Source organism: Nocardioides sp. Root151, from assembly GCF_001427925.1.
Lineage (GTDB): Bacteria > Actinomycetota > Actinomycetes > Propionibacteriales > Nocardioidaceae > Nocardioides.
Genome location: NZ_LMGG01000004.1, coordinates 1,208,791 through 1,234,778, shown reverse-complemented (window position 1 = coordinate 1,234,778; position 25,988 = coordinate 1,208,791). Strand labels below are relative to the sequence as shown.

33 protein-coding genes are annotated in these 25,988 nt (G+C 69.6%); 20 read left to right on the top strand and 13 right to left on the bottom strand.

The features are described from left to right. Positions 1-20: 20 nt before the first annotated feature. From ASD66_RS14530 to ASD66_RS14515, 4 genes are all read left to right on the top strand, one after another. Positions 21-407: a DUF5709 domain-containing protein gene (locus ASD66_RS14530; protein WP_056687585.1), complete on the top strand. Its 387-nt coding sequence runs from the start codon at positions 21-23 to the stop codon at positions 405-407. Between the two features lie 82 nt (positions 408-489). Beyond that, a complete protein-coding gene (locus ASD66_RS14525; RefSeq protein ID WP_056891325.1) occupies positions 490-897 on the top strand; it encodes a phage holin family protein in 408 nt (135 codons plus the stop codon). Continuing rightward, on the top strand, positions 887-1,099 hold the full coding sequence (locus tag ASD66_RS14520; protein ID WP_056687581.1) for a DUF3618 domain-containing protein: 213 nt from the start codon (positions 887-889) through the stop codon (positions 1,097-1,099). Before ASD66_RS14525 ends, ASD66_RS14520 begins: the two co-directional genes overlap by 11 nt. 10 nt (positions 1,100-1,109) lie before the next feature. After that, positions 1,110-2,102, top strand: coding sequence for a TIGR03557 family F420-dependent LLM class oxidoreductase (locus ASD66_RS14515; RefSeq protein WP_056891324.1), 993 nt, complete (start codon positions 1,110-1,112; stop codon positions 2,100-2,102). A 9-nt stretch (positions 2,103-2,111) separates the two neighbouring features. On the opposite strand, the gene ASD66_RS14510 is transcribed toward ASD66_RS14515, so the two are convergent. From ASD66_RS14510 to ASD66_RS14485, 6 genes are all read right to left on the bottom strand, one after another. Further along, entirely contained in the window at positions 2,112-2,792 is a 681-nt protein-coding gene (locus ASD66_RS14510; protein WP_235530099.1) for a DUF6766 family protein, read from the bottom strand. A 91-nt stretch (positions 2,793-2,883) separates the two neighbouring features. Continuing rightward, positions 2,884-3,276, bottom strand: a complete 393-nt coding sequence (locus ASD66_RS14505) for a hypothetical protein (RefSeq protein WP_056891323.1) — start codon at positions 3,274-3,276, stop codon at positions 2,884-2,886. 48 nt (positions 3,277-3,324) lie between these two features. Continuing rightward, on the bottom strand, positions 3,325-3,549 hold the full coding sequence (locus tag ASD66_RS14500; protein ID WP_056687575.1) for a CDGSH iron-sulfur domain-containing protein: 225 nt from the start codon (positions 3,547-3,549) through the stop codon (positions 3,325-3,327). Continuing rightward, positions 3,546-4,556 carry an iron-containing redox enzyme family protein gene (locus tag ASD66_RS14495; RefSeq protein WP_056891322.1) on the bottom strand — a complete coding sequence of 337 codons (1,011 nt, stop codon included), beginning with the start codon at positions 4,554-4,556 and terminating at the stop codon, positions 3,546-3,548. Before ASD66_RS14495 ends, ASD66_RS14500 begins: the two co-directional genes overlap by 4 nt. A gap of 52 nt (positions 4,557-4,608) precedes the next feature. Further along, positions 4,609-5,250: an RsmD family RNA methyltransferase gene (locus tag ASD66_RS14490; RefSeq protein WP_056891321.1), complete on the bottom strand. Its 642-nt coding sequence runs from the start codon at positions 5,248-5,250 to the stop codon at positions 4,609-4,611. 48 nt (positions 5,251-5,298) lie between these two features. Then, positions 5,299-5,880, bottom strand: a complete 582-nt coding sequence (locus tag ASD66_RS14485) for a cysteine hydrolase family protein (protein WP_056891320.1) — start codon at positions 5,878-5,880, stop codon at positions 5,299-5,301. An 82-nt stretch (positions 5,881-5,962) separates the two neighbouring features. Here ASD66_RS14485 and ASD66_RS14480 point away from each other — a divergent pair, with 82 nt between their 5' ends. The 4 genes from ASD66_RS14480 (at position 5,963) to ASD66_RS14470 (ending at position 7,621) form a co-directional block, all read left to right on the top strand. Continuing rightward, positions 5,963-6,463 carry a hypothetical protein gene (locus ASD66_RS14480; RefSeq protein ID WP_056891319.1) on the top strand — a complete coding sequence of 167 codons (501 nt, stop codon included), beginning with the start codon at positions 5,963-5,965 and terminating at the stop codon, positions 6,461-6,463. Positions 6,464-6,561: 98 nt separating this feature from the next. Further along, entirely contained in the window at positions 6,562-6,705 is a 144-nt protein-coding gene (locus tag ASD66_RS24990; protein ID WP_200950045.1) for a GPGG-motif small membrane protein, read from the top strand. Positions 6,706-6,707: 2 nt separating this feature from the next. Then, positions 6,708-7,004 (top strand): DUF4235 domain-containing protein, encoded by a 297-nt coding sequence (locus tag ASD66_RS14475; protein ID WP_056891318.1) that lies wholly within the window; start codon positions 6,708-6,710, stop codon positions 7,002-7,004. A 5-nt stretch (positions 7,005-7,009) separates the two neighbouring features. After that, on the top strand, positions 7,010-7,621 hold the full coding sequence (locus tag ASD66_RS14470) for a flavodoxin family protein (protein ID WP_056687562.1): 612 nt from the start codon (positions 7,010-7,012) through the stop codon (positions 7,619-7,621). Between the two features lie 42 nt (positions 7,622-7,663). Here ASD66_RS14470 and ASD66_RS14465 read toward each other — a convergent pair whose 3' ends face one another. Next, complete coding sequence (locus ASD66_RS14465; RefSeq protein ID WP_056891317.1) at positions 7,664-8,494, bottom strand: class II glutamine amidotransferase; 831 nt, start codon at positions 8,492-8,494, stop codon at positions 7,664-7,666. Between the two features lie 46 nt (positions 8,495-8,540). Between ASD66_RS14465 and ASD66_RS14460 the strand changes: the two genes are divergently transcribed. The 3 genes from ASD66_RS14460 to ASD66_RS14450 all read left to right on the top strand — a co-directional run bounded on the left by ASD66_RS14460 (position 8,541) and on the right by ASD66_RS14450 (position 10,718). Then, positions 8,541-9,680, top strand: coding sequence for a glutamate--cysteine ligase (locus tag ASD66_RS14460; RefSeq protein WP_056687748.1), 1,140 nt, complete (start codon positions 8,541-8,543; stop codon positions 9,678-9,680). 79 nt (positions 9,681-9,759) lie between these two features. Beyond that, positions 9,760-10,254, top strand: a complete 495-nt coding sequence (locus ASD66_RS14455; RefSeq protein ID WP_056891316.1) for a pyridoxamine 5'-phosphate oxidase family protein — start codon at positions 9,760-9,762, stop codon at positions 10,252-10,254. Between the two features lie 92 nt (positions 10,255-10,346). After that, positions 10,347-10,718, top strand: a complete 372-nt coding sequence (locus ASD66_RS14450) for a VOC family protein (protein WP_056891315.1) — start codon at positions 10,347-10,349, stop codon at positions 10,716-10,718. Here ASD66_RS14450 and ASD66_RS14445 read toward each other — a convergent pair. Next, positions 10,658-11,461 carry a phosphatase PAP2 family protein gene (locus ASD66_RS14445; protein ID WP_056891314.1) on the bottom strand — a complete coding sequence of 268 codons (804 nt, stop codon included), beginning with the start codon at positions 11,459-11,461 and terminating at the stop codon, positions 10,658-10,660. The two genes, ASD66_RS14450 and ASD66_RS14445, sit on opposite strands and share 61 nt — an antisense overlap. 142 nt (positions 11,462-11,603) lie before the next feature. Here ASD66_RS14445 and ASD66_RS14440 point away from each other — a divergent pair, with 142 nt between their 5' ends. Continuing rightward, positions 11,604-12,074 carry a hypothetical protein gene (locus ASD66_RS14440; protein WP_056891313.1) on the top strand — a complete coding sequence of 157 codons (471 nt, stop codon included), beginning with the start codon at positions 11,604-11,606 and terminating at the stop codon, positions 12,072-12,074. A 10-nt stretch (positions 12,075-12,084) separates the two neighbouring features. On the opposite strand, the gene ASD66_RS14435 is transcribed toward ASD66_RS14440, so the two are convergent. The 5 genes from ASD66_RS14435 to ASD66_RS14415 form a co-directional block, all read right to left on the bottom strand. Next, entirely contained in the window at positions 12,085-13,002 is a 918-nt protein-coding gene (locus ASD66_RS14435) for a 2-hydroxyacid dehydrogenase (RefSeq protein WP_056891312.1), read from the bottom strand. Positions 13,003-13,044: 42 nt separating this feature from the next. Continuing rightward, positions 13,045-14,244, bottom strand: coding sequence for an MFS transporter (locus ASD66_RS14430; RefSeq protein WP_056891311.1), 1,200 nt, complete (start codon positions 14,242-14,244; stop codon positions 13,045-13,047). Between the two features lie 2 nt (positions 14,245-14,246). Next, positions 14,247-14,855, bottom strand: coding sequence for a winged helix-turn-helix domain-containing protein (locus tag ASD66_RS14425; protein WP_056891310.1), 609 nt, complete (start codon positions 14,853-14,855; stop codon positions 14,247-14,249). A gap of 181 nt (positions 14,856-15,036) precedes the next feature. Continuing rightward, positions 15,037-16,128 carry a hypothetical protein gene (locus ASD66_RS14420; RefSeq protein WP_056891309.1) on the bottom strand — a complete coding sequence of 364 codons (1,092 nt, stop codon included), beginning with the start codon at positions 16,126-16,128 and terminating at the stop codon, positions 15,037-15,039. Further along, positions 16,125-17,240, bottom strand: coding sequence for a hypothetical protein (locus ASD66_RS14415; RefSeq protein ID WP_056891308.1), 1,116 nt, complete (start codon positions 17,238-17,240; stop codon positions 16,125-16,127). Before ASD66_RS14415 ends, ASD66_RS14420 begins: the two co-directional genes overlap by 4 nt. Positions 17,241-17,298: 58 nt before the next feature. Here ASD66_RS14415 and ASD66_RS14410 point away from each other — a divergent pair, with 58 nt between their 5' ends. From ASD66_RS14410 to ASD66_RS14375, 8 genes are all read left to right on the top strand, one after another. Beyond that, positions 17,299-17,736 (top strand): GNAT family N-acetyltransferase, encoded by a 438-nt coding sequence (locus ASD66_RS14410; RefSeq protein ID WP_056891307.1) that lies wholly within the window; start codon positions 17,299-17,301, stop codon positions 17,734-17,736. 99 nt (positions 17,737-17,835) lie between these two features. After that, on the top strand, positions 17,836-18,228 hold the full coding sequence (locus ASD66_RS14405; RefSeq protein ID WP_156388686.1) for a hypothetical protein: 393 nt from the start codon (positions 17,836-17,838) through the stop codon (positions 18,226-18,228). A gap of 29 nt (positions 18,229-18,257) precedes the next feature. Continuing rightward, positions 18,258-19,148 (top strand): LysR family transcriptional regulator, encoded by an 891-nt coding sequence (locus ASD66_RS14400; protein ID WP_056687528.1) that lies wholly within the window; start codon positions 18,258-18,260, stop codon positions 19,146-19,148. Between the two features lie 106 nt (positions 19,149-19,254). After that, positions 19,255-20,583, top strand: a complete 1,329-nt coding sequence (locus ASD66_RS14395; RefSeq protein WP_056891306.1) for an MFS transporter — start codon at positions 19,255-19,257, stop codon at positions 20,581-20,583. Positions 20,584-20,617: 34 nt separating this feature from the next. Then, a complete protein-coding gene (locus tag ASD66_RS14390) occupies positions 20,618-22,342 on the top strand; it encodes an acyl-CoA dehydrogenase family protein (RefSeq protein WP_056891305.1) in 1,725 nt (574 codons plus the stop codon). Next, positions 22,335-23,528 carry a CaiB/BaiF CoA transferase family protein gene (locus tag ASD66_RS14385; RefSeq protein WP_056891304.1) on the top strand — a complete coding sequence of 398 codons (1,194 nt, stop codon included), beginning with the start codon at positions 22,335-22,337 and terminating at the stop codon, positions 23,526-23,528. Before ASD66_RS14390 ends, ASD66_RS14385 begins: the two co-directional genes overlap by 8 nt. 126 nt (positions 23,529-23,654) lie before the next feature. Next, the gene (locus ASD66_RS14380; RefSeq protein ID WP_056891303.1) at positions 23,655-24,833 is read left to right on the top strand and encodes an acyl-CoA dehydrogenase family protein; all 1,179 of its coding nucleotides are present in this window, start codon (positions 23,655-23,657) and stop codon (positions 24,831-24,833) included. Between the two features lie 36 nt (positions 24,834-24,869). Further along, positions 24,870-25,934: an esterase/lipase family protein gene (locus ASD66_RS14375; protein WP_156388685.1), complete on the top strand. Its 1,065-nt coding sequence runs from the start codon at positions 24,870-24,872 to the stop codon at positions 25,932-25,934. Positions 25,935-25,988: the final 54 nt, after the last annotated feature.

Below are 25,988 nucleotides of genomic sequence, written 5' to 3'. Positions count from 1 at the left end.
TAGCGGGTTAACGTCGGGACATGAGCGATCAACTGCAGCCAGAGGACACGCTCGACGACAGGGGCGTGGACGACATCCTCGACGAGGGCATCTCGCCCCCCGAGCGACCACGTGGCGTGACGGCCAAGGGCGTCACCGCCCGCGAGGAGCTCGAGGGCGAGTCCATCGACGAGCGACTCGCGCAGGAGGAACCCGAGGTCTGGGACGGCGTGCAGGCCGAGGTCGACGCGGACATCCTCGACGGCCCGGTCACCGGTGAGGTGGGTGAGGAGCGCGCCGGACGGCTGACCAGTCCCGACGAGGGCATGGGCGAGGACGACGAGTCGACGTTGGTCGGCCACGACGAGGGCATCGACGGAGCCGGTGCCTCCGCCGAGGAGGCCGCGATGCACGTCTTCGAGGAGTAGGTCGGCCGGGGTCTGGCCCTCGCCACGGTGGGTACCGCGTGGGTGACCCGGCACGTCCTCACGCAATCCTCGGGAGGCTCCGATGACCGATCCTGATCCGGCGGCGACGCCGTCGACCGCCGAACTCCTGCGCCAGCTCTCCGACGACACCCGTCGCCTTGTGCGCGACGAGATCGGCCTGGCCAAGGCGGAGATGACCGGCAAGGCGAGGAGTGCCGGCATCGGCGCCGGGCTCTTCGGGGCCGCCGGAATTCTCGGCCTGTTCGGTCTCGGCACCCTGATCACCACCGCGATCCTCGCCCTGGCGCTGGCCATGGACGCCTGGTTGGCCGCCCTGGTGGTGACGCTCGTGCTGTTCGCGGCCACCGGCGTGGCCGCGATCGTGGGCAAGAAGCAGGTCGCCGAGGGGACGCCGCCGACGCCGGACAAGGCGGTGGCCAGCGTCAAGCAGGACATCAACGAGCTGAAGGGAGCCGGCCATGGCAACTGACGAGACCCGTGGACCCGTCGGAGAGGCTGAGTTCGAGCGCGACATCGAGGAGACCCGAGAGCGCCTGGGCCAGACCCTGGAGCAGCTGGGCGAGAAGTTCGACGTGAAGAAGCAGGCGCGATCTCACGTCCCGCAGCTGGCAGTGGCCGCGGCCGTGGCCGCCACCCTCACCGCACTGGTCATCTGGCGCCGTCGGCGCTGAGGGTCGAGCCATGGTGTCGTTCGGCTACACGCTGATGACCGAGCAGGCCGGCCCCGTGGACCTGGTGCGCCACGCGGTGGCGGCGGAGGAGGCCGGCTTCGACTTCCTCGTGATGAGCGACCACTACTCGCCGTGGCTCGTGGAGCAGGGCCACGCGCCGTACGCCTGGAGCGTGCTGGGCGCGGTCGCCCAGGCGACCACCCGGATCCCGTTGATGACCTACGTGACCTGCCCGACGATGCGCTACCACCCGGCCGTGGTGGCCCAGAAGGCAGCGACCATGCAGCTGCTCTCGGGCGGGCGGTTCACGCTGGGGGTCGGGAGCGGGGAGAACCTCAACGAACACGTCGTCGGCGCAGGCTGGCCTGCGGTCGACACGCGTCACGAGATGCTGGCCGAGGCGATGGAGATCATCTCCGACCTGTTCGACGGCGGCCTCGTGGACTACCGCGGCATGCACTTCCAGGTGGATGCGGCACGGCTCTGGGACCTGCCCGACCAGCGGGTGCCGATCGGGCTGGCGGTCGGTGGTGCGCAGGTCACTGAGCGTTGCGCACCCCTGGCCGACCACCTGATCGGCGTCGAGCCCGACGCGGAGCTGGTCGCGGCGTGGAACCGCACGAAAGGAGCCGCGCAGATCGGCACCGACGGCGCCCGCGGCATCGGGCAGCTCCCGATCAGCTGGGACCCCACCGACGCGGACGCCGCGACGGCACGGGCGCACGCGCAGTTCCGCTGGTTCGGCGGTGGGTGGGCGGTCAACAGCGACCTGCCGACGACGTCCGGGTTCGCGGGGGCCTCGAAGTTCGTGCGGCCGGAGGACGTCGCCTCCTCGATCGCGTGCGGCCCCGACCTCGACGCGATCGTCGACTCGGTCCGACCGTTCTGGGAGACCGGCTTCACCGACGTGGCCGTCGTACAGGTCGGCGGGTCCACGAACGACCGTTTCCTCGACGAGGCGGCCCGGCCCTTGCTGGACGCGCTGCGCGAGGCGGCGGGCTGACCAGCAGGGTCAGCCCTCGATGCCGGTTGCGGTGTGCGCCGAGCCCACCGGCTTGCTCTCCGGTGACCCCCGCTGCCGCAGGTAGATCGCCAGGACGGCCATCGAACCGACCGCCAGGAACTCCGACTGCCAGTTCTGCAGGGTGCGTGCCCAGAAGTCCGCATTCGCCAGGTAGGCGTGCCAGGAGATCGGGTCACGGCGTTGGCCGAGCCGGGTCTCGTTGTACGCCGCCCAGCCGCCGATCGACTGTCCCAACCACGACAGGAAGAACACCGTGGCCATGACGAGGGCCAGCGACCACGAGTAGATCGTCGTGCGCAGGCCGCCGACCCGCGCCCACAGTGGCGAGTCCTCCGTGGCGTACGGGCCGACCTTCTGGTCCTCGTCGGACTCGAGCCCCGCCTTGTGCAGCACCTTCGACTCGGGCGACCCCTTCTGCAGGAACCAGACCGTGGCCAGGATGTAGAGCAGGAACTGGAGGTACTCGCTCTGCCAGTTCTCCATCACGTCCACCGCGAAGTCGGCCGACGTCAGGTACGTGCCGATCGGGATCCGGTCCGCGCCCTCGCCCAGCTGCTGGTCGTTGACCTGGTGCCAACCGGCGAACGCCTGACCGACCAACGCCGCCAGGAACAGGACGGCGAAGAAGATGCTGAGTGAGTTCTCCCTGACGAAACGACGCATCGTCATCTCACCTCACTGGTGCCGCAGGGCGATGGCAAGGCTGTAGGCGAGCCCTGCGGCGATCATGGCCAGGTATGCCACGAAGACGACGCGCATCTCAGCCTCCCTGGAGTTGGCAGTCGTAGGGCTTGGAGTGCCGGACCGTGCAGCCGGCAGCGTCGACCCGCCAGTCGCCGTCGTGGCGCGAGAGGAACAGGGTGTCGTGGTCGTAGCGCACCTGGCCGGTGGTCCCGAACACGGCGACCTCGCTTGCGCTGCCCGGTGGTGGCAGCCGCTCGTCGGCCAGTGCCTCGTCACACGGCGCACCGGCAGACTGCACGAGGTCGTCGCGGGTGGTCGGCGCGAGCTGGGCGCAGGCCCGCGCCCAGTCACCGGCCTCGACCGCCTGCTCGAACTCGCGGGCCGTTCGTCGTACGTCGTCCTCGTGGCCGGAGCTGCACGCGCTGCACAGGAGCAGCCCGGACAGCGTCAGCGAGACAAGACGGAGCATGTCCTCCCGTACCCCGCCCGCCGAAGTCCATGCCGTCAGCCGGTGGTGTCACGCGACCGAGGGGGCGGTCCGTGTCACGAACTTGTGGGTGCCGTCGCACCACGGCAGGCGCTGCGACCTCTCGCAGCGGCACACCGCCACCACCGGCCTGGTGACCGGATGCTCGATCCCGTCGCTGTCGACCCAGGTGGCTGCTCCCCGCACCAGGAGGGGCCCGCCAGGGCATGCCTGCGTGCGCACGTCCTGCGCGTCGGCCGTGGGGACTTCGCTCATGCCGGCGCCTCGACGAGCTGGTGCGACTCCCAGGTCTCCACCAGCGTCTCGGAGGCGATCGCCTCGACCCGGAGACAGCTCGCGGCGCCGAAGAGGACGTCGTCGGCGAGGCCGGGTTCACCCTCGACCATGGCGGCGCAGATCGAGCGGATCGCGAGCTGCTCGTGCACGGCGTCGGCCTCGACGTGCTCGTCGAAGTAGAGAGCCGTCGCGGCAGGGAGACCGAGGCGCTGGATGCCGGAGAGGATGCGTCGACACGGTGCCGAGCTGGTCGCCTCGAACGCCGCGAGGTGACCGAGGGAGGCACCGCGGAGCCGACGGCGCAGCGCGAACATCGACATCACGTTGTTGACCGCGAGCGTGGTGGCATCCGCCTCCTCGATGTAGGCGCCGTACGTGCTGTCGAGACCCAGCGCGTTGAGCGCGTCGGCGAAGAGCCCGGCGTGCAGTCGGTCGGCACGGCCGGCCCCGTACTCGTCGTACTGGAGCTCGGCCAGGGCGACCTTGGCAGGGCCGTCGATGCGGGGGAGCACGAAGCTCTGCGGATCCGACTCCTTGAGGTGGTAGATGCTGCGTCGACGCATGAAGTCGGCGAACTGCTCCGAGGTGGCGCGCCGCTGCAGGAACGTGGCCAGCGAGCCGCCGTCGAGCTCGTCGATGAGGCCGCTCAGTCGGTTCGTGAAGCAGCCACCGGCGCGGTTGGCCCGTCGTACGTCGTCCGCGGTGAGGTCGCGGAGCAGGCTCTCCAGGGAGGCCTCGAGCATGCCGCGCGAGTGGATCAGCAGCGGGTCCCATTCGAGATCGGGGTCGACCGCGTCGAAACCGCGGTAGTGCAGCTCGAAGAGCATCCACAACGCCAGCTGGAAGTCCTCGTCGTGGAGGATCCGGTCGGCAGGGCGCGGCAGTGAGGTCACCGAAGACCAGTCCATGGAGCCTTGCGTGGCCCGTCCGGACAGGACCAGCCTCACCTGCTGGCTCAGTGGACCGCGCGGTGCGGGCAGCTGCATGGGTGACCTCCATGGGATGAGCGGGCCGCTGCGGTACCCGCCGGGACCGGTCTCAGCCGGGTCGACGGAGCAGCACCAGGACACCGCGCTTCCCGAAGGCGCGGACCTCCGATGCGATGAGGTCGACCTCGCCGACCATCCAGTCCCCGAGGTCGTCGGCCTGGGCGACGCTTCCCAGCTGGAGCACCGCGAGACCATCGCTGTGGAGGCAACGGTCGATGGTGAGCAGGCAGGCCCGGGCCAGTGCCAGCCCGTCATCCCCACCGTCGATCGCGACCAGCGGGTCTTCCGGGAAGCGATCGGTGTGGACTGCCGGGACCCAGGGCGGGTCGGCGATCACCAGCGGGAAGACCTCGTCCGCGTCGAGGCAGTCGTCCACCGGCCGTCGGCGAACCTCCACCCGCTCGGCCAGGCCGGCCACGGCCGCGTTGCCGGCCGCGAAGTCGCAGGCCACGGCGTCGATGTCGACCAGCACGCCGTCGCGTCCGGTGCTCGCGATCGCCAACAGGCCGATGTGACCGGCACCTGTGCAGAGCTCGAGCAGTCTCCCCGGCGGTACGGCGAGGGCCAGCTCCGCGGCCCACGCCGACTGCGCCGCGGTCCACGGACGTGGCTCGAGCACGCGCTCGTCGTACACGATCGTGAGATCGCCGAAGGTGAGCTGCCGGGCGGCCGGGGTCTGGGAGGTGCGCATGTGCCGCGCGGTACCCGCCGCGTGGCCCCGTATGCCCTGTGGTCGAGGTCAGCCAGTGCGTGAGATCAGGCTGTCCGGACCGGTGAGCAGGTCGGAGGTGCAGAGCCTTCGGAACCTGAACTCGTCGCACAGCATCCCCAGCGTCGGCTCATGCAGCTCCGGTCGGTGCGAGGCGATCGCGTCCTCGACCAGCACGACGTGGAGGTCGTGGGCGTAGGCGTCCGCTGCAGTGGCCGCCACACAGGTGTGCGTCGACACCCCGGCGACGATGAGCAGGTCGATGCCGCGTGCGCTCAGCCGGGCCTCGAAGTCGGTCCCGTGAAACGCGCTGTCGCGTGTCTTCACGACCTCGATCGCGCCGTCGGAGGCCAGCCCGGGGAGCGGCTGTGCGTCACTGTCCCCGGCGATGAGGAAGCCCATGTCGTCCTCCAGCATGTTCAGGGTCCAGGTCGACCGGTCAGGGAGATGCTCGGTGCGCACCTGGAAGACCGGGACACCTCTGCGCCCGGCCCAGTGGTGCAGCTCGCTGCACCGTGCGGCGAGATCGCCTGCCCGGGGTGCGAGCGGGCCGGAGGAGAAGAAGGCGTCCTGCATGTCGATGACGACGACGGCGGGCGTGGATCCGTTCACGGCGCCAAACTACCGGTGCCGGGGGTCCCTTTCCTGCGAACGGGTACCGGGGTGCAGGTTCCCCTACGAATCGAGGACACCCATGGACGACGACCTGCTGCTCGGACAGCTCCAGCACCACTGGGCCGGCTCGAGCGCCGGCGTCGCCTTGTTCGAGCGCGTCGGACGCACGCACGGCGATCCGGAGGTGGCCGCGGAGATCCGGCTCATGGCGGCGGCGGTCAACGACGATCGTGAAGCGCTGCGACAGATCATCCTCAAGGTCGGCGGGAAACCGTCATCCGTCGCGGCCACCGGTGCTCGTCTCGCCGAGCTGCTGGGTCGCCTCAAGCCGAACGGGCGGATCGTCCGGCGCTCCCCGCTCACCGACGTGCTCGAGCTGGAGATGTTGCGTACGGCGGTCTCCGGCAAGCGGAGCGGCTGGCAGCTGCTGCGCGCACTGGCGCCGCATGACTCGCGGCTCGACGAGCGTGTACTGGACGAGCTCCTGCGCCGCGCGGAGGACGAGCTGACCCGCCTGGAGAAGATGCACATGAGGGTCGGGCTCGAGCGGTTGCTGGAGCCTGAACCTGGTGGCGACTAGGGCTCGTTCGGCAACCGGACGGGTGAAACCGTCGGTTCGGGGTACCGGGACGGCCACGCGACCCGGCATCCGGCCGGTCGCAGACTTGGGAGGGTCACATGGCACTCGTCTTGTGGATCTTGGCCGTCATTCTGGTGGTCAGCGGAATCGTCTCGCTGGTGCGAGGACAGATCCTCTGGGGGGCAGTCCTGATCATCGTCGGACTGCTCGTCGGACCCGGCGGCGTCAGCCTCTTCACGTAGAGATGGCCAACGAACGCAGCGGCAGCACCTCCGCGAAGGTGCTCTACCGCCCAGTGGGGCTGGTCACGTCCGTCGTGGCCGGCCTCCTGGCGAGCTCGGTCTTCCGGTGGGTGTGGAAGCGCGCCGCCCATGGCGATCGTGCAGATCCCCCGAAGCCCCTCGAGAGCGAGTACGCGCTCAAGGAGATCCTCGCTGCCGCCGTGGTCCAGGGCGCGATCTACGCAGTGGTGCGTGCCCTGACCGAGCGCGGGGGAGCGCGGGCCTTCGAGAGGGTCACCGGGGACTGGCCGGGGAGCTGACCTCCGTGACTTCCCTCAGCTGCCTCATCCTCAACTGCACGCTCAAGTCCTCGCCGGCCGAGTCCAGTTCCGAGCTCCTCGGATCACAGGTCCTCGCTGCGCTGCTGGACCACGGGGTGACCGGCGAGATGCAGCGCGTCGTGGACCACGACGTGCGTTTCGGGGTGAGCACCGACGAGGGTGACGGAGACGAATGGCCGGTGCTGCGCGAGAAGGTGCTGGCCGCCGACATCCTCGTGCTAGTCACCCCGATCTGGCTGGGCCAGCCGTCGTCGGTGTGCAAGATGGTGCTCGAACGCCTCGATGCCGAGCTCTCGGAGACGGACGACGACGGCCGCATGCTGACCTATGACAAGGTCGCCGGCATCGGCGTGGTCGGCAACGAGGACGGCGCCCACCACGTGACCGCCGAGCTCTGCCAGGCGCTCAGCGATGTCGGGTTCAGCCTGCCCGCCAATGCGGTGACCTACTGGGTGGGGGAAGCGATGCAGGGCGTCGACTACAAGGACAAGCAGCCCACCCCGGAGAAGACCGTCGAGACCACCAGGACGCTGGCACTCAATGCGTCTCACCTTGCCGGGCTGCTGGCGAAGTCGCCGTACCCGGCCACGAGTTGACCGGGTAGCACCATGAACGGCAGGCCGTCGTACGACGGGGGCTCAGGAGCCGTCGACGTCGATGCCATCCACATCGAGAATGGCGATCGGATCCAGGCGGGTGACCTCCAGGGTGGCGAGGTCGACCATGACGGCGGTGTCCGCCGGCACCGGTGTCCAGCCGGGCTGGCCCAGGCCGCTGGAGACGATCTCGAGCCGGCCGTCGTGCTCGCGGTAGTCCATCGCGAAGTACTCCGTCGTGTGCCGCGGCGGGATCTCGCCCTCGTCGTCGAAGAGCTCGCGCAGTGCCCGCAGTGGCGAGTCGGCGCGCGAGTTGATGTGGATGGCGAACATGTGGGTCGGTGTCAGCATCAGCGCGTTCAGGCTGCACCGGGGGAACTTCTTGATCAGCGTGCTGAGGGCAGTGGTCACGCCCACCGCCTCGTCGTCGTGCTCCTCGACGCTCTGGTGGACGAAGCGGAAGTAGCGCTCACTGTCGGTGTCGCCACGCAGCATCGACCGCGTCTTGGGGGTCAACAGGGCCTCGAGCTCGGCGATCGGGTGGATGTGGCCGTTGTGCGCGAACGCGGCGTCGTGGGCGAAGAACGGATGTGTGTTCTCGGGCCGGACCTCGAGGCCTCCGGTCGCCCAGCGCAGGTGCACCAGACCCGCACCGGAGAGCGGCTCGCGCACGAGCATTCCGTAGGTCTCGTCGATGTCGGCCGAGCGCGGCGAGTTGGACGTGCGGGTGGTGCCGTCCTTTGCGTGCCACGCCATGCCCCAACCGTCGGAGTGGACCGAGGTCAACGACGTGAACGCGGCGAGGCCCTCCTCGCCGAGCAGGTCGGCGACCGAGCACGGGGACTGGGTGACGTATCCGAAGAGGCGACACATGGCGGTGGGAGACCTTCCGGCCGACGAAGGGCAGGTGCGAAGCGCGATGAACGAACGCTCCAGGACAGGTACCCCGGATCTGTTCAGGACAGTCGGGGTCGAGGAGGAGCTCCTGCTCGTGGACGCCGAGACCGGCGCACCACGGTCGACTGCCAGCCACGTGCTGCGCGTGGCGGCCCGGCACGGCGACGGTGAGGCCGACGCGGACGACGTCGGTGGTTCCGTCGGACCGGAGCTCCAGGAGCAGCAGGTCGAGACGGACACGCCTCCCGAGGAGGACCTCGGCCTGCTCGAGATCCAGCTGGGCACGTGGCGTGAGAAGGCACGTGCGGCCGCGGCCGAGTCCGGGACGCTGGTGCTGGCCAGTGGCACCACCCCGCTGCCGGTGCGACCCCAGACCTTCGACGACGAGCGTTACTCCGAGATGGCGGACCGCTTCGGCCTGACCGCGAGCGAGCAGCTCACCTGCGGCTGCCACGTGCACGTCTCGGTCTCCTCCGACGACGAGGCAGTCGGCGCACTGGACCGGATCAGGGTGTGGCTGCCGGTGCTGCTCGCGGTGAGCGCCAACTCGCCGTACTGGCAGGGAACCGACTCCGGCTACGACAGCTACCGGTCGCAGGCACTGACCCGGTGGCCGACCAACGGGCCGACCGAGGTCTTCGGCAGCGGACGGGCGTACGACGAGCACCTGCGCAGGCTCACCGACACCGGAGTGCCCCTCGACGAGGGAATGGCCTACTTCGACGCCCGGCCGTCACGCAGGTACCCCACGCTCGAGGTGCGGGTGGCCGACGTGTGCCTGGACCCGCGCGACGCCGTGCTCGTCGCAGCGCTGGCCCGGGGGCTGGTCTCGACGGCGGCCGCCGACTGGCGCCGGGGTGTCGAGCCGGACTCCGCCTCCGTCGCCCTGTTGCGGCTGGCCATGTGGCAGGCAGGCAAGCGCGGCACCTCCGGTGACCTCCTCGACCCGGTCACCCACCGGCCGAAGCCGGCCCGTGAGGTGGTGGAGTCACTGGTCGCCCATGTGGCGTCGGCGCTGGAGGCGACGGGTGACACCGCACGGGTCCAGGAAGGCGTCGACCGGGTGTTCTCCCGGGGCACCGGCGCCGCCCGGCAGCGCGCGATCGTCGCGGAGGAGGGACGCCTCGACCGCGCAGTGGTGCGGCTGGCCCGGCTCACCTGACTCCACTGATGCCGACCCGAAGGTGGACGCGGGTGGATCGGCGCAGCATGATCGGTGATGACCGGACGAGGAGGCATTGATGAACCACCACCTTCGGGTGCATGCGCTCAACATCGTCGACGCGACTCGCTATCTGGTGCTCGGCACGGTCGACGACGCGGGCCATCCGTGGACGTCGCCGGTCTACTTCTCGTCGCGCGGGGTGCGTGAGTTCTTCTGGCAGTCGGCCACCGACTCCGTCCACTCGCGCAATCTCGAGCGACAACCGAGGGTCAGCCTGACCGTCTTCGACTCGACGGTCGCGCCGTACCACGGCCGGGCGGTGTACGCCGTCGGCCAGGCCGCTCCGCTCTCCGGGCCCGACCTCGACGAGGCGTTGGAGGCCTACCCGCGGGCGGCCGAGCGCCTGCACGCTGCCTCCTCGCGCGACGAGATGACCGAGCCCTCGCCGTACCGGCTCTATCGCGTGGTCGCCGACGAGGTGTGGGTGCTGTGCCCGCGCCCGCCCGGCCAGCCGTGCCCGTTGCACGGCGTCGCGGCGGACCACCGGGCGCTCGTCGACCTCGATGACTGAGATCGGAATTGCGGTCAACACCTGGCCTGATGCGGTCATAGCCTGAAGTCCGTCGCCTCGGGAGAGTTCGGGGCTGGATCCCGAGGAGAGTCATGGACTTCAAGATCGAACTCATTCCGCTCGCGGTGGCCGACGTCGACCGCTCGATCGAGTTCTACGGCAAGGGCCTGGGCTGGAGCATCGACCACGACCAGACCGTCTCGCCCGAGCTGCGCTTCGTGCAGGTGACCCCGCCCGGTTCGGCCTGCTCGTTCTGCTTCGGGGTCGGACTCCAGATGATGCCGGAGGGCTCCTCACAGTTCATCCAGGTCGTCGTCGACGACGCCGACGAGACGTTGGCCTACCTGCGCGAGCGTGGCATCGAGTGCGAGGGCGTCGACGACCAGCCGTGGGGCCGCTTCGTCTACCTGACCGACCCGGACTGCAACCGCTGGGCGTTCCAGCAGATCGTGATCCCGTCCTGACGGCGCCTCATCGACCACCAGGTCGCCACGGCAAGCGAGGCGAGCACGATCGTGTCGCCGGCCACCGCGTCGAGGAAGTAGTGGTTGCCGGTCAGCACGACGGCGGCGACCATCAGCAGCGGAAGCACTCTGCCGGCCATCCGCACCCAGGCATGTCCGGACTCGCGGACCAGGGCGATGCCGACCAGCAGGTCCCAGCCGACGTGGAAGCTCGGCATCGCGGCGTACGGGTTGGTGAACGCCGGTGGTTGCAACACGCGGTAGGCGTTGGTCTGGGTGGTCACCGTGTCGAGGAAGCCGAGGTCCATCAGGCGCGGCGGGGCGACCGGGTAGAAGGCGACGATCGCCATCCCCACCAGGCCCGAGATCAGCAGTGCGTTGCGGTAGACCGGGTAGGCGTCGGGGCGGCGCCACGCCAGCCAGACGAAGACCGCCCCGATCACCGGCCAGTGGCCGTAGATGTAGATGGCGTTGACCACGGTCATCAGGCCGGGCAGGTCCATCGCGAAGGACTGGGCCTGCTGCTCCACGAAGATGCCGAGGCTGCGTTCGAGCGCGACGAGGTCGTGCGCGTTCGACGTCGCCGTGGCGGCGTCGCCCACCGTGAGACTGCGTACGCCGAAGTAGGTGGCCGCCGCGACCGCCAGCAGCACGAGCTGCCGGAGCACGAAACCGACGCGGGTGTGCGGTGGCGGCGTGGTGGCCTGCTCCGGAACGGCAGTGGGTCGGTCGAGAAGTGTCACCTGTCCACCGGACCACGCGTGGTGGGCCCGCCACATCGGGGCGAGCCCCGGACTGCACCCCGAGGCCGGAGTCGGGGTTCGGTCAGGGCCGGTGGCGCGTGTGTGCCCGGCCTGCTCGGCCACCACGCCCTAGAGTCGCTCCATGCCGACGCAGCAGGTGGAGAGCATCCGGGGCCGGTTCGAGCGGCTGCCCACGCGCGAGCACGCGGCCGGTGCGACCGCCGGTTCGATCGCGATCTCGCACCGGTGGGTGGCGGAGAAGAAGGGGCGGCGCAGGTCGACCGGCCGGTGGTACCGCATCTCGGCGGAGGAGTCCGGCGGCTCGATCTTCCGGGTGCTCACCTTCGACCCGACGCTGTCGTACGGCGGCGCTCGGGGCGACCTCGTCATCGACTGGTCGGGCTGGCTGGTGCTGACCGACTACGCCGAGGACACCGGAGCCGGCATCGCGCTCGAGTTCCGGCGGGCCCGGTGGTGGCACTACCCGCGGATCGCGGTCACGCACCCGGACCCGGTCTCGCGCGTCGCGTTGCGGGTCTCCGCAGTCGCCTTCGTGCTCGGGGTGATCCCGTTCCTGGTCTCGCTGGTCGGCTGGCTGGCTGACCTCGGCTGAGTGGCCCGAGTCAGAGCTGGATCACGTTGAGCTGCGGCTCTCCGGCGACGTACCGCGCCAGCTGGGCCTCGACCAGCCGGTCGACCCGCGACAGCATCGCGGTGGTGCCGCCGGCCGAGTGCGGAGTGATCAGCACCGACGGCGCGGTCCACAACGGGTGGTCTCCCGGGAGCGGTTCGGGGTCGGTGACGTCGAGCGCCGCCGAGATACGGCCGGCCTCGGCGAGCAGCGCGTCCGTGTCGACGACCGGGCCGCGCGACAGGTTCACCAGCAGCGCGCCGTCGTGCATCCGGGCGAGGAACGCGGCATCGACGAGGTGGTGGGTGTCGTCGTTCAGCGGAGTCAGCAGGACGACCACGTCGGCGGTGGGGAGCAGTCGCGGCAGCTCGGTCATCGGCACGGAGCCGTCGCGTCCGCTGCGCGTCACCCCGGTCACCGTGCACTCGAAGCCCTCGAGTCGACGCGCCAGTGCCTGGCCGATGCTGCCGAAACCGACGATTACCACATGCCTGTCGGCCAGCGACGGGCCGGCGTTGTCGCTGTCCCACACGCGCTCCGCCTGGGCCTTCACGAAGCGCGGGAGCTGGCGGATCGACGCGAGGATCAGCGCCACGCCCATCTCCGCCGTCGCGGGGTCGTGCACCCCGCGGGCGTTGCAGAGCGTCGTACCCGCCGGCACCCACGGGGCGATGTCGTCGACACCGGCGCTCTGCGACTGGATGACCTGGAGGTGCTCCATGCGCGGGATCAGGTGCTGGTAGTCGAGCTTCGCCGTGTACGGCGTGACCCAGAACGTGGTGGTCCTCAGCACCTCGGGATCCATGCCCTCACGGAACTCGTTGTAGGTCAGTCCGGCCGGCGGATCCTGCAGCCGGCTGACCGGGAACGGCAGGGTCACGACGGCGGTGGTGGTGGGTGGTGACGGCAAGGAGTCCTCCAGTACGACGGCGGTCGGTCCAGCCTAGGTGTCCTACAGGGCGAGCGCCTCGCGCATCGACGGACGCCGCAGCTGCGCCGCCAGATAGGCCGCCGCGACCAGCGTCAGGGCGCCCATCAACGCCCAGATCACCTGATAGCTCAGCAGCGTCACCAGCGCGGCACCGACGATGAGCGAGAGGGCCTGCGGCGTGCCGAGCAGCACCTCGATGGCGGTAGACACCCGGCCCATCAGGCGTTGCGGCGTACGTCGTTGGACCAGCGTGGTGAACGCGACGAAGGTGAGCGGCAGCGTGAAGCCCATCAGCATGATCGGCACGAACAACAGGGTCAGCGTGGGGGCGAGGGAGACGCCGAGGAACGACGTGCCCATCAGGAAGAGGCCGAGCGCGATCGAGGCCGGTTCGCCGAGGGAGCGCACCAGCCGGCTGGCGCAGAGCCCGCCGACGATCGCGCCGACGCCCTGCACGCTGACCAGCACCCCGACGTACTCGGCCGGCTTGTGGAAGGCGTCGGTGATCGCGTAGATCGACGCTTCGGCGTAGCCGAGCACGAGCAGCAGGATGGCGAACGAGATCACCACCTGGCGCAGCACCGGCTCCTGGGTGAGGTGGCGGGCGCCGGCCGTCATCTCCGACCAGAAGTCGGCATCCTCGCGCTCGGGCAGGTCCTCGGTGAGCCTGATCCGCGCGATGCAGGCCGCCGCGACCAGGAACGAGACCATGTCGACCACCACGACGCCCCACCCGTGGGTGAGTGCGAAGAGGGCGGCGCCGACCAGGGGGCCGAAGAGCCGGTAGCCCTCCTTGACGGTCTGCAACGAGGCATTGGCGTCGACCAGCAGTTCATCGGGGAGCAGCTCCTTGAGGAGCCCGTTGAGACCGGCCGGCAGCACCACCATCGAGACTCCGTAGAGGAACGCGACGCTCCAGATGATCCAGACGTGGCTCGCGTCGTGCACGAAGAGCAGGGGAGTCAGCATGACCGCGGAGGCGACGTTTCCCCAGACCAGCAAGGGCTTTCGCCGCATCCGGTCGATCGTCGCCCCGAGCAGGGGAGCGATCAGCGTCGGCAGGAGCATGAAGAGGAAGGTCAGTCCGGCCAGGCCGTTGGAGTCGGTCAGCGTCTTCACCCAGAGGCTGAAGACGAGCAGCATGATCGAGTCGCCGAGCATCGAGGTGGTCGTGCCGGCGAACAGCCAACCGAAGCCGGGGGAGCGGAACGCGGCGCGCATGGCTAGTCCGCGTGAGGTGCATCGTCGTCGGGCGTCGGCTCGATCACGTCGTACGTCGGCACGGCCCAGGCCAGGAACGCGCACAGCCGTGAACCGGGCGGCCGCAGCGAGGGGTCGTCGTGCCGGTCGAGGGAGCGGGTGGCGATCTCCTTGAGCGTCTCGTTGATCTCGGCGAGCTCGTCGGCGGTCAGCCACAGCAGCGACTGGTTGACGTTCGCCGCCTCGTCCCAGACGGGGTCGTCCGTGCGGAGGCGTTCGAGAGCGTGGTCGAGGCGGGTGCGTTCGCGGTCGACCATCATGCGGGTCATTGCGGTGCCGGTACGTCGGGTCTCGTCGTCGTCCTCCGCTCCGCCCCAGCTGAGTCCGCGCGAGGTGGCCTGCCACGGGCGCTGCCGTCCCTTGCCGCCCTCGGCCGGCTCGACGAACCCGTGCTCGGCGAGCTTGCGCAGGTGCCAGGAGCAGTTCGCCGGCGTCTCGTCGAGGAGGTCGCCCAGCTCGGTGGCGGTGAGCGCACCACGCAGCACGATGTGCTCGTAGATCTCCTGGCGCACCGGGTGGGCCAGCGCCCGCAGCGCCCCGGCGTCGGTCAGTCGCCTCGTCTCCTGTCGCATGCGTCGAAACTACTCTTTCGAAACACTTCTTGCAATACATCGCGAACCGTGGATTCTTGCGCCCCGAACCGTGGATTCTTGCGGTGCGAACCGTGATTGCCGGGCTCTTCGTCGCACTCGGCCTGCTGTTGATGATCGGAGACCTCGAGGCGGTCGGCCTGGTGGTCGTCGGCGCGTTGCGCTAGTTGCCGTCGACCGGCCGCAGCGGCAGGCGGGCCCGGACCGACAAGGTGCCTGCCCGCTCCGCCAGCGTGAAGACCTGTCGGAAGGCGAGCTCGCGTGGCGCGGCGTCGACGTCCACCCGGAACACCACCCGCCCGGACGTGGTGCTCCGCCCGCCGCTGAGCCTCTGCCGGTGCACGGCCCGACGCCCGTCCAGAGTGAAGAGTGGGCCGCTCTGGCGAGTGACGTAGAAGGAGTTGCCGGCCCGGTCCTCGGCATAGCCGCCGAACATCTGCAGGAGCACGCCGGCCCACAGGCTTCCCTCGTCGGCCCAACCGAGATCGCTGTCGTAGGGGTAGAGGGTGAGGTAGCTCGCGGTGAATCCGGCGCCGGCGGGAAGCAGGGCCTGACCGGGCTTCGCCGCAACGACGTTGCAGTCGTCCTCGACCTCGGTGCAACCGGCGTCATAGTGCCGTTGCGGTTCGTAGAGTGCCTGTGCCACTCCGGCATCGATGGTGCCGGAGGCCACGTCGACGACCTGCGTGAGGCCGTCGTACTCGACCTCGATGCGCAGGTCGTCGGGCGCCAGCTTGCCGCGGAGCGCGATCACCACGAACTGGGGGTCGAGGGCGTCGAGGGTGTCACTGGGATCCTCGAGCTTCACCGAGTCCACGGTCACGCGCTGGTCACCGGCGGCGAGACGGATCTCGATCGGGTTCGGGTCGTTCTCGCGACCGAAGCCGCCGATCGCGCGGATCCTCCACGTCACCGGCACGAGGCTGCCGCCCTTCGGGGCGTGCAGGTCCCGGTACCTGCTGCTGCGTGGATCGTCGAAGTCGTAGCTGACCAGGTCGTGGTCCAGCGCATCGGTGGGGTCCGCGACGCTGACCGTGACCTCGCTTCCCGGTAACAGCACGGTCTGCTCGGTGCCGTACGGCGACGCATCCAACGGGAGGGTCTTCCCGACTTCGAGCACGTCCACCGGGTCGTCGCGGAGCTCGCCCGCCAGTCGCACGGACAGTACGACGGCCGCGACCATCAGGGCCGCCGTCACGATCGCGAGTGCCGTGCGCCGGTGGTTGGGCCGGGTCCGGATCTCCGTCTCGCTCATGCCAGTTTCCTTCCCGGGACGGTCCAGGTGATCACGGTCCGCTTGCGCTCGGTCACGATCGCGTCGCCCACGTGTGCCCGGACGCGGGCGGAGAGGGCGAGGTCTCCGGCAGGTTCGCCGTCGGCCACGTCGAAGACGAACTGGTCTCCGTCGGGACTGCTCAGGTAGCCGTTGTCGAATGCGCTCAGGTCACTGCGCCTGATGCTGGGTCGTCCCTCGAGACTCGCTGACAGGGTGAAGCTGGAACGCCACCAGGCAATGGCCTCGGTGTGCACGCTCACCTCGTACGGCGGCTCGACCTGGACGACCAGGAACTCGCGGCCGGGTTCGGCCCACCCGATCCCGTCGACGTACGGCGTGCGCAGGCTCACCGACACCGTGCACGTCACGTATTCCGGATAGCTGATCCGCAAGGGGGAGTCGTCACCGCGAAGCGCGGGGCGTTGACGGAAGCGGCCGCAGCCGAAGTCGTCGAGGTTCGCGAGCTCCTCTGCGCTCGGGTTGTCGGCCAGCGCGGCGGCCCTCCCGTTGTCGACCGATCCGTCGGAGGCGTCGACCAGCTGGGTCTCGTCGTCGACAGTGATGCGGACCTCGATGTCCTTCGGGTGGCCCTCGACTGCGACCCACCTCTCGCCGCCCTGATCGAGGGGGCCGTTGGGATCGAGGCCGAGGCCGCCGGGGCCACTCAACGGATAGTCCTTCCCGTCCGCACGCAGCACGACCTCGATCTCCATCACGAAGGGCGTGGCGATGGTGGCCACCGGGATCTTGTCCTCGACGGTGGCCTGGACGCGGACGAAACTGCCGCCGTCCGGTGCCTGCAGGTTGGCCGGTGCACCGGACAGGTCGGGCAACGTCTCCTTCGGCTCTCCTGCGGCCACGTGCAGCCGGGCCCACGGGATCCACACGGTCGCCTGGTCGGGCAGGTCCTCCGCGGGCGACGCCGCCCGGAACACGTCGCCGACCTCGGCACGCGGGCGGAGGTCGTCCTTCTTGACCACGACCAGGGTGAGGGCCAGCGCCGCGACGACGACTGCCATCACTGCGGCCAGCAGGGGCAGGAGGCGCCGCCGCACAGGAGGGCGGTCCGCGCCGGACTCGTCGTCGTTCACGGGCTGTTCCTTCCCGAGTGCGCACCACCGCAAACGGGGGTGCGGCAGACTCGGGTCCATGACTGATCCAGCCACGTTCACCCTGCACAGAGGCGGCGCCGACGGTTCGCTCGACGAGCGGCTCGACGCGGGCCTGACCGAGTTCAACCGCGCGGCCACCCCGGGAGTCCCCGACGCGGAGGAGTTCACGGTGGCCGTCAAGGACGCGGACGGCGAGCTGGCTGCGGGTGTCAGTGGCTGGACCTGGGGCACCGCCGCCGGCATCGGCATGACGTGGGTCCGTGACGACGTACGTCGCGGCGGGTGGGGTGGTCGTCTCCTCGACGAGGCCGAGCAGGTCGCCCGTGACCGCGGCTGCGTGCAGATGCTGGTCTCGTCGTTCACCTTCCAGGCGCCGGGCTTCTACGAGAGCCGCGGGTACGTCGAGTTCGCCCGCACCGAGGGCATTCCGACGGCCGGATCGGCCGACGTGCACTTCCGGAAGTCGCTCGACTGATCGCCCCACTCGGCCGGTCGGAAACGCGGCGTGAAACTCGTCGTGAATGCGCCTGAGTGGCGGTCGGTGTTGCGTCGTACCCGCTCCTAGAATTGGAGCATGACGACAATGGGGGCAGCACCTGGGGAGGACGGGCTGAACGGCCTGTTCGATGCATCACCGGACCGAGGGGTCCGCACGTCCGCGGCCGCAGAGCTGGCGTTCCTCGCCGGCCTGGTCGCGATCTTCACGGCACCGTTCACGGCGGTTCGCGCGGTCTCGGTCATCGCCGGTGTGGTGGCGCTGGTCTTCGTCCTGTTCGGCATGGCCGCGACCAGTCGGGCGAACGTCGCCGGCCGGGCACTCGTGCCGGCCGGCCTGTTCCTCGCCCTGGCCTCGCTGGTCATGGTCGGCATGGGGTACGCCGGCTACGACACCGCGTTCGGTGACGGAGTCGTGCCGACGCTGGCCGAGTGGCTCGACACCCTCGACTCCTGGTTGCGACTGCCGTAGCGCTGCGGACCCTCTGCGAGAGTTGACCCATGGAGCTACGTCATCTCGAGGGGTTCGTCGCGGTCGCCGAGGAACTCCACTTCGGTCGGGCCGCGGCACGACTGCACATGGCGCAGCCACCGCTGAGCCAGCAGATCCGCCTGCTCGAGCGCGACCTCGGCGCGACCCTGTTCGAACGCAGCACGCGCACCGTCCGGCTCACCCCGGCGGGGGAGTCACTGCTGGGCCCCGCTCGCGACGTCCTGGCCGCCGCGGCGGTCGCACGTCGCGCCGTGCGGGCGTCGTCACTGGGCGAGGTCGGACGCGTGAGCATCGGCTTCGCCGGCGCCAGCAGCTATGACGCGTTGCCGCGCCTCGCGCAGGAGGTGAACGCCCAGCTGCCCGGCATCCAGCTGGTGCTGAGGAGCCAGATCTACTCCGGGGAGGCGCTCGGCCAGATCGCGTCGGGCGACCTCGACCTCGGCTTCGTCGCCCTGACGACCAGGCCCGACCTGGAGATGCGGGTGATCAGCAACGAGGAGATCGTCGTCGCCCTCCCGAAGGCGCATCCGCTCGCCCGCCGCAAGACGGTCGACCTCAACGCCCTCGCCACCGAGCCGTTCGTGACCTTCCCGGCTTCGCACGGCTCGGCGATCCATGACGCCACGACGCGGCTGTGCCTCGACGCCGGCTTCACGCCGATGGTGGCCCAGGAGGCGCCCGACGCCTACAACCTGCTGACCTTGGTCGGCGCCGGTGTCGGCGTGGCGTTGGTGGTGGGCTCCTCGCAGCACATCCAGCTCGAGCACGTGGCCTTCCGGCCGTTGCGCAAGAAGTCGGCCGCCCTGCCGATCGCGTTGGCCTGGCGGGCCAGCAACAACTCCGGTGCCCTGCGGGAGGTGCTGCGGGTGGCGGAGGAGGTTCTGCCTACCGTGGGGTAAGACGGAATCCGTCATACCGAGTGTCCAATTTAGTGTTGGACGCGTATCAATTTCATCGCCATCGTAGGTAGCCCCACGTGACCGCCCCCGCAACGAGGAGCTCCTCATGGCATCGAGCACGACAGCGAGCGTCGACCACGACGACCGCGCCCAGCGAGCCGGCGCTCGCAAGGCCGGCATCGCCGCCTTCGTCGGCACCACCGTCGAATGGTTCGACTTCTACATCTACGGCTCGGCCGCTGCGCTGGTCCTTGGTGACGTCTTCTTCCCGAACACGTCGTCCGCGGTCGGCACGCTCGCGGCCTTCGGCACCTTCTGGGTGGGCTTCCTGGCCCGCCCGCTCGGTGGCGTCGTCTTCGGCCACTTCGGGGACAGGTACGGCCGCAAGAAGTCGCTGATCGCGACCCTGATGATCATGGGCTTCGCCACCCTGGCGATCGGCTTCCTGCCCAGCTACGGCGCCATCGGCGTCGCCGCACCGATCCTGCTGGTCCTTCTGCGCATGCTCCAGGGCGTCGCGGTCGGTGGCGAGTGGGGCGGAGCGGTCCTGATCGCCACGGAGTACGCACCGCCCGGCAAGAAGATCCTGTACGGCGCCTTCGCGCAGCAGGGCTCGCCGGTCGGCAACCTGTTGGCCACCCTGGCCTTCCTGGCCGTCACCCAGCTCTCCGACGAGGCCTTCGGCTCGTGGGGCTGGCGCCTGCCGTTCCTGTTCTCGGCACTGCTCGTCTTCGTGGGCCTGTTCATCCGGCTCAGGCTCAGCGAGACGCCCGAGATGACCAAGCTCCTCGACAGCAAGCGCACGGCCCGTATGCCCATCATGGAGCTGCTCCGCAACCACATGGGGATCGTCCTCCTCGGCGTCGGCGCCGTCACCGCGGGTGTGGCCGTCACCTACGTCAAGACCACCTTCGCGCTGTCGTGGGCCACCACCGAGCTCGACTTCAACCGCTCCGACTTCCTGGTCGTCGTGGCCATCTCGCTGGTCGTGCAGGTGCTCGTGCAGCCCTTCGGCGCCGTGCTCGCCACGAGGATCGACCTCAAGCGAGCCATCCTGCTGATGCTGGTGCCCGAGCTGGTCCTGCTGCCGCTGATGTTCGTGCTGATCAACACCGGGTCGATGGTGTGGGCCATCGTCGGCATGGCCCTCGCCACGGCCCCGCACGCGATGTACTACTCGGCGCTGGCCGGCATCCTGTCCGAGGTCTTCCCGGCCGAGATCCGCTACACCGGCATCTCGGTGAGCTACCAGCTCTGCACGACGATCTTCGCCGGTACGGCGCCCCTGGTCTCGCAGTTCCTCCTCAACGAGACCGGCTCGATCATCAGCGTGATCGTCCTCGGCCTGGGCTACGTGCTCATCTCCGTGGTCTGCGTCCTCGCCCTGATCGCCCGCACCTCCTGGCGTCGTACGCCGGTCGCAGTCGCCGCGTGACTGCCGACCACCCTTCTCGAAAGAAAGCACCGTGATGAACTTCGCTGACCGCGACCCCGCCCTCCGCCCGCTGCTCGACGCGCTCATGCCCGCCGACGACCGCGCCCGCCTCGAGACCGTCCTCGACGACCTCGGCGAGCTGGCCGGCACCGAGCTCGACACGCTCGCCGCCACCGCCGACCGCAACCCGCCGACCCTGCGCCAGTTCGCCGCCGACGGCACCCGCGTCGACGAGGTGGAGTACCACCCGGCGTACCAGCGGATGAGCGAGATCGCCTTCGAGACCTTCGGCCTGGCTGCGATGTCACACCGCTCCGGGGTCTTCGGGTGGCCCACGAGGACCCCGCACCTGGTGAAGTACGCCGTGTCCTACCTGTTCGTGCAGTCGGAGTTCGGCCTGGCCTGCCCGGTCTCGATGACCGACTCCGCGGCCCGGGTGCTGCGGCTCTTCGACCCGGAGAGCTTCGCCGCCGAGATCGACGCGCTGAGCTCGACCGACATGGACACGCTCGCCACCGGCGCCATGTTCATGACGGAGAAGCAGGCGGGCACCGACATCGGCCAGACCGAGACCGTGGCCACCGACCACGGCGATCACTGGACCCTGACCGGCCACAAGTGGTTCTGCTCGAACGTCTCCGCCGACGTCATCCTGACCCTCGCCCAGGTCCCGGGGCAGGGGACCGGCACGCGCGGGGTCGGCATGTTCATGGTGCCGAAGTTCCGTCCCGACGGCACCCGCAACACCTTCCGCATCGAGCGGCTCAAGGACAAGCTCGGCACCAGGTCGATGGCCAGCGGCGAGGTCTCTCTCGAGGGTGCCTACGCCCGTCCGGTCGGTGACCTGACCCGTGGCTTCCTCCAGATGGCCGAGATGCTCAACGTCTCCCGGCTCTCGAACGCGATGCGCGCCAGCGCCCTGATGCGCCGCGCCGTCCGCGAGTCGATCGACCACACCCGCCAGCGGGTCGTCTTCGGCAAGACCCTTTTCGACCAGCCGCTGATGCGGGCCACCCTGCTGCCGCTGATGCTCGACGCCGAGGCCTCGCTGGGCCTGGTGCTCGAGGCCTCCGAGCGACTCGACGCCGCGGACGCCGGCGACGAGCGGGCCGCCGCACTCATCCGCATCCTCACCCCGCTGGCCAAGCACACCGTGTGCAAGCGGGCCCGCACCGTGACCGGTGAGGCGATGGAGATCCGCGGCGGCAACGGCTACATCGAGGACTGGGTCAACCCCCGCCTGGTGCGCGACGCCCACCTCGGCTCGATCTGGGAGGGCTCCTCCAACGTCATCGCCCTCGACGTGCTCCGGTGCATGCGCAAGGAGCAGGGCCACCAGGTCGTCACCGGCACCTACCTCGACCGCCTCGCCGCGCTCGACGAGCCGGCCGTCAAGCCGATGGCTGACGACCTGACGCTGCGGTTCCGGGCCTTGCGGGCCTGTGGTGACGCGCTGCTCGCGGCCGACGCCGACCGCCAGCAGGTCGGCATCGCGGCGTACGTCGACGACCTGTGCCACACCGTGATGGCCACCCTTCTGCTCGAGCAGGCGCAGCGCGAAATCGTGGTCGGGCTGGGCCACCGCAAGCTGCTGCTGGCCCACACCGCCCTGCACCGCATCGTCGCCGGACGCCTTGTCGAGACCCCCGCCCTCACCGCGCTCGAGCAGATCGCGGACGGTGGCGAGGTCGCCGCCGACCTGGCCCGCGCGGCGTACGACGCCATCCCGTCGACCACCGAGGTGAGCACCCGTGCCTGAGTCCACCGGACCGCTCGCCGGCGTACGCGTCGTCGACCTCTCCAAGATCCTGGCCGGTCCCTACGTGACGATGTCGCTGGCCGACATGGGCGCCGACGTGATCAAGGTCGAGCACCCCGACGGCGGTGACCCGACCCGCAAGTGGGGCCCGCCGTTCAACGGCCCCGACGCCACCTACTACCTGGCCGCCAACCGCAACAAGCGGTCGGTGACGCTCGACCTGAAGTCGCCGGAGGGCCAGGCGGCCGTGCACCGGCTCATCGAGGACGCCGACGTGGTGGTCGAGAACTTCCGTCCAGGCAGCTCGCTGGCCGACGACTTCAGCTTCGAGCGCCTCTCCGAGCAGTACCCGAAGCTCGTCGTGCTGAACATCTCCGCCTTCGGCGAGACCGGCCCGATGAAGCTCGAGCCCGGCTATGACATGGTCGCCCAGGCCTCGGCCGGACTGATGTCGCTGACCGGTGAGCCCGACGGCCCGCCGCTCAAGGCCGGGTTCGCGATGGCCGACCTCAGCGCCGCGCTGTTCGGCACGATCGGCCTCCTCGCGGCCCTGGTCGAGCGGGGTCGCACGGGTCGCGGGCAGTACGTGACCACGTCGCTGTTCGAGACCCAGTTGGCGCTGCACATCAACTGGTCGACCGGCTACTTCGCCACCCGCGAACGGCCGAAGCGACTGGGCTCGGGCCACCCCAATCTTGTGCCCTACCAGGCCTACCCGGCCTCCGACGGCTACTTCGTGATCGCGGTCGGCAACGAGAGCATGTGGCAGAAGCTGTGCCACAACATCGACCGCCCCGACCTGCTCGAGGACCCCCGCTTCGCGAGCAACGCCGACCGGGTGACCAACCGCAAGGCGCTCAACGTCGAGATCGAGGCCGCCCTCGCCGGTCGCACGGTGGACGAGTGGTGCGACCTGCTCGGCAAGGTCGGGGTGCCGGTCACCCCGATCCGTTCCCTCGACGAGATCTACGAGTCCGAGCAGACCAAGGTGCTCGGCATGATCGACACCGTCGACCACCCGGTCGTCGGACCGCTCGAGCAGATCCGCTTCCCGGTCAACTTCCGCGGCGAGCGCCCGGTCCTGCGCAGCGCTCCTCCCACGCTGGGCCAGCACAGCCGCGACATCCTGTCCGAGATCGGCTACGACGACGCCGAGATCGACAAGCTCATCGGGGGTGCTTCATGACCGAGGCACTCCTCGATGACGGAGTATGTACCCGTTCGAAGGTACGGCGACGAGCCCACGACGTACCCCTTGCCACTCACAGTCGACCCTCCTCATCGTCGTCCCTCTCACGTTAGGAACCACACCATGTCCAGCCCGACGCCCAAGACGCCACTCGCCCTCTTCGACACCGATGCCCTGATCGGCGAGGAGGACCGCGCGATCCGCGACACGGTCCGCAAGTACGTCGAGGACAAGGTCAAGCCGCAGCTCGCCGACTGGTACGAGTCCGCGACCATCCCCGCCCGTGAGCTGGCGCGTGAGCTCGGCTCGTTGGGCGTGCTCGGCATGCACCTCGAGGGCTACGGCTGCGCCGGTACGTCGGCGACGGCGTACGGCCTGGCCTGCATGGAGCTGGAGGCCGGCGACTCCGGCCTGCGCTCGCTGGTGTCCGTGCAGGGCTCCCTCGCGATGTTCGCGATCTGGAAGCACGGCTCCGAGGCGCAGAAGCAGGAATGGCTGCCCCGGATGGCCGCCGGCGAGGCGATCGGGTGCTTCGGCCTGACCGAGTCGGGCTTCGGCTCCAACCCGGCCGGGATGGTCACCCGCGCGAAGCAGGACGGCACCGACTGGATCCTGAACGGCAACAAGATGTGGATCACGAACGGCTCGGTCGCCGACGTCGCCGTGGTGTGGGCACAGACCGACGAGGGCGTCCGCGGGTTCGTCGTACCGACCGACACCCCCGGCTTCTCCGCGCCGGAGATCAAGAAGAAGATGTCGCTGCGCGCCTCGGTCACCTCCGAGCTCGTGCTCGACAACGTGCGTCTCCCCGCCGACGCGGTGCTGCCCGAGGTCGTCGGCCTCAAGGGTCCGCTGTCGTGCCTCAACGAGGCCCGCTACGGCATCGTGTTCGGTGCCCTGGGTGCAGCGCGCGACTGCCTCGAGACGGCGATCGCCTACGCGCAGGAGCGCGACATCTTCGACAAGCCGCTGGCCGCCTACCAGCTCACCCAGGCCAAGCTCGCCGACATGTCGCTCGAGCTGGGCAAGGGCATGCTGCTCGCCCTGCACCTGGGCAGGCTCAAGGACGAGGGCAGGCTCGCCCCCGAGCAGGTCTCGCTCGGCAAGCTCAACAACGTCCGCGAGGCGATCGCGATCGCCCGTGAGTCGCGCACCATCCTGGGTGCCGCCGGCATCACGCTGGAGTACCCGATCATGCGGCACGCCAACAACCTCGAGTCGGTGCTGACCTACGAGGGCACCTCCGAGGTGCACCAGCTGGTCATCGGCCGCGCGCTCACCGGTGAGGCCGCCTTCCGCTGACGGGTCGCGAAGTAACCCGTGCGAAGGCTGGTCGTTGTGACGCGCGTGAAGAGAATCGCGCAGGTCCTGATGCCCGCGCTGGTCAGTCTGGCTCTCGTCGCCCTGGGTCTGGTCGGCCTGGCGCCGGTCGGTCCGGTCCAGGCTGCAACCTCGGTGCCGTCGTACGCCCCTCTCGACCGACCGGGACCGAAGCTCTCGGTCCCGGCGGCGAGGCTGCGTGCGTCCCTGGAGTGCCACGGATCGCCTGCGTCGACGAAGCGGCCGGTGCTGCTCAGCCCGGCCACCAGCGTGACGCCGAGGGAGAACTACGCCTGGAACTACATGAAGGCGTTCACCGCCCAGGGCCGCTACTGGTGCGCGGTGACCATGCCGCACCACACGTTCGGTGACATCCAGGGGGCGGGGGAGTACCACGTCCACGCGATCCGCACGATGTTCCGACGCACCGGTAAGCGGATCTCGATCGTCGGCCACAGCCAAGGGGGCATGAACCCTCGCTGGGCACTCCGGTTCTGGCCCGACACCCGTGCGATGGTCGACGACGTGATCGGGATGGCGCCCTCGAACCACGGCACCGAGTCGATCCCGTCCTGCATCCCCGGGGTGACCACGTGCACGCCGGCGGTCTGGCAGCAGCAGGCCGGAGCCCGCTTCATCCGGGCGCTGAACAGTCGCGCCGAGACCTTCCGCGGGATCAGCTACACCAACATCACCAGCCGCACGGACGAGGTCGTCACGCCGATGTCATCGTCCTTCCTGCACACCGGCGCAGGCCGGATCGCGAACGTTCCGGTCCAGGACATCTGCCCGCTCGACGTCTACGAGCACAACCTGGTCGGCACGATCGACCCGACGGCGTACGCCCTGGTGATGGACGCGCTCAACCACAGGGGCCCGGCCGATCCGGCGCGCATCGACCGCGTGGTCTGCGGCCAGCTCCACATGCCGTACGTCGACCCCGCCGAGCTCGACTACGTGCCCATGCTGGTGGCACTGCCGAACCTGGCCAGCACGCTGTTGCCCTACGTCAACACGGCAGGTGCGCCGATGGTGAAGGCCGAGCCGCGGCTGCGCTGTTACGTGTTCACCGGTCGCTGCTGAAGCCCTGGACGACCACCGGTGGCTACGCTCGGCAGTGACTCGTCGAGAGGACAT

Coding starts and splice junctions, on each gene's coding strand:
- ASD66_RS14480 (WP_056891319.1), top strand. CDS start 5,963: ATGGACGACGACCTGCTGCTCGGACAGCTCCAGCACCACTGGGCCGGC.
- ASD66_RS14450 (WP_056891315.1), top strand. CDS start 10,347: ATGGACTTCAAGATCGAACTCATTCCGCTCGCGGTGGCCGACGTCGAC.
- ASD66_RS24990 (WP_200950045.1), top strand. CDS start 6,562: ATGGCACTCGTCTTGTGGATCTTGGCCGTCATTCTGGTGGTCAGCGGA.
- ASD66_RS14420 (WP_056891309.1), bottom strand. CDS start 16,128: ATGAGCGAGACGGAGATCCGGACCCGGCCCAACCACCGGCGCACGGCA.
- ASD66_RS14465 (WP_056891317.1), bottom strand. CDS start 8,494: ATGTGTCGCCTCTTCGGATACGTCACCCAGTCCCCGTGCTCGGTCGCC.
- ASD66_RS14505 (WP_056891323.1), bottom strand. CDS start 3,276: ATGCTCCGTCTTGTCTCGCTGACGCTGTCCGGGCTGCTCCTGTGCAGC.
- ASD66_RS14460 (WP_056687748.1), top strand. CDS start 8,541: ATGAACGAACGCTCCAGGACAGGTACCCCGGATCTGTTCAGGACAGTC.
- ASD66_RS14410 (WP_056891307.1), top strand. CDS start 17,299: ATGACTGATCCAGCCACGTTCACCCTGCACAGAGGCGGCGCCGACGGT.
- ASD66_RS14510 (WP_235530099.1), bottom strand. CDS start 2,792: ATGACGATGCGTCGTTTCGTCAGGGAGAACTCACTCAGCATCTTCTTC.
- ASD66_RS14430 (WP_056891311.1), bottom strand. CDS start 14,244: ATGCGCGCCGCGTTCCGCTCCCCCGGCTTCGGTTGGCTGTTCGCCGGC.
- ASD66_RS14395 (WP_056891306.1), top strand. CDS start 19,255: ATGGCATCGAGCACGACAGCGAGCGTCGACCACGACGACCGCGCCCAG.
- ASD66_RS14400 (WP_056687528.1), top strand. CDS start 18,258: ATGGAGCTACGTCATCTCGAGGGGTTCGTCGCGGTCGCCGAGGAACTC.
- ASD66_RS14455 (WP_056891316.1), top strand. CDS start 9,760: ATGAACCACCACCTTCGGGTGCATGCGCTCAACATCGTCGACGCGACT.
- ASD66_RS14425 (WP_056891310.1), bottom strand. CDS start 14,855: ATGCGACAGGAGACGAGGCGACTGACCGACGCCGGGGCGCTGCGGGCG.
- ASD66_RS14475 (WP_056891318.1), top strand. CDS start 6,708: ATGGCCAACGAACGCAGCGGCAGCACCTCCGCGAAGGTGCTCTACCGC.
- ASD66_RS14525 (WP_056891325.1), top strand. CDS start 490: ATGACCGATCCTGATCCGGCGGCGACGCCGTCGACCGCCGAACTCCTG.
- ASD66_RS14380 (WP_056891303.1), top strand. CDS start 23,655: ATGTCCAGCCCGACGCCCAAGACGCCACTCGCCCTCTTCGACACCGAT.
- ASD66_RS14490 (WP_056891321.1), bottom strand. CDS start 5,250: ATGCGCACCTCCCAGACCCCGGCCGCCCGGCAGCTCACCTTCGGCGAT.
- ASD66_RS14495 (WP_056891322.1), bottom strand. CDS start 4,556: ATGCAGCTGCCCGCACCGCGCGGTCCACTGAGCCAGCAGGTGAGGCTG.
- ASD66_RS14390 (WP_056891305.1), top strand. CDS start 20,618: ATGAACTTCGCTGACCGCGACCCCGCCCTCCGCCCGCTGCTCGACGCG.
- ASD66_RS14530 (WP_056687585.1), top strand. CDS start 21: ATGAGCGATCAACTGCAGCCAGAGGACACGCTCGACGACAGGGGCGTG.
- ASD66_RS14515 (WP_056891324.1), top strand. CDS start 1,110: ATGGTGTCGTTCGGCTACACGCTGATGACCGAGCAGGCCGGCCCCGTG.
- ASD66_RS14500 (WP_056687575.1), bottom strand. CDS start 3,549: ATGAGCGAAGTCCCCACGGCCGACGCGCAGGACGTGCGCACGCAGGCA.
- ASD66_RS14520 (WP_056687581.1), top strand. CDS start 887: ATGGCAACTGACGAGACCCGTGGACCCGTCGGAGAGGCTGAGTTCGAG.
- ASD66_RS14440 (WP_056891313.1), top strand. CDS start 11,604: ATGCCGACGCAGCAGGTGGAGAGCATCCGGGGCCGGTTCGAGCGGCTG.
- ASD66_RS14405 (WP_156388686.1), top strand. CDS start 17,836: ATGACGACAATGGGGGCAGCACCTGGGGAGGACGGGCTGAACGGCCTG.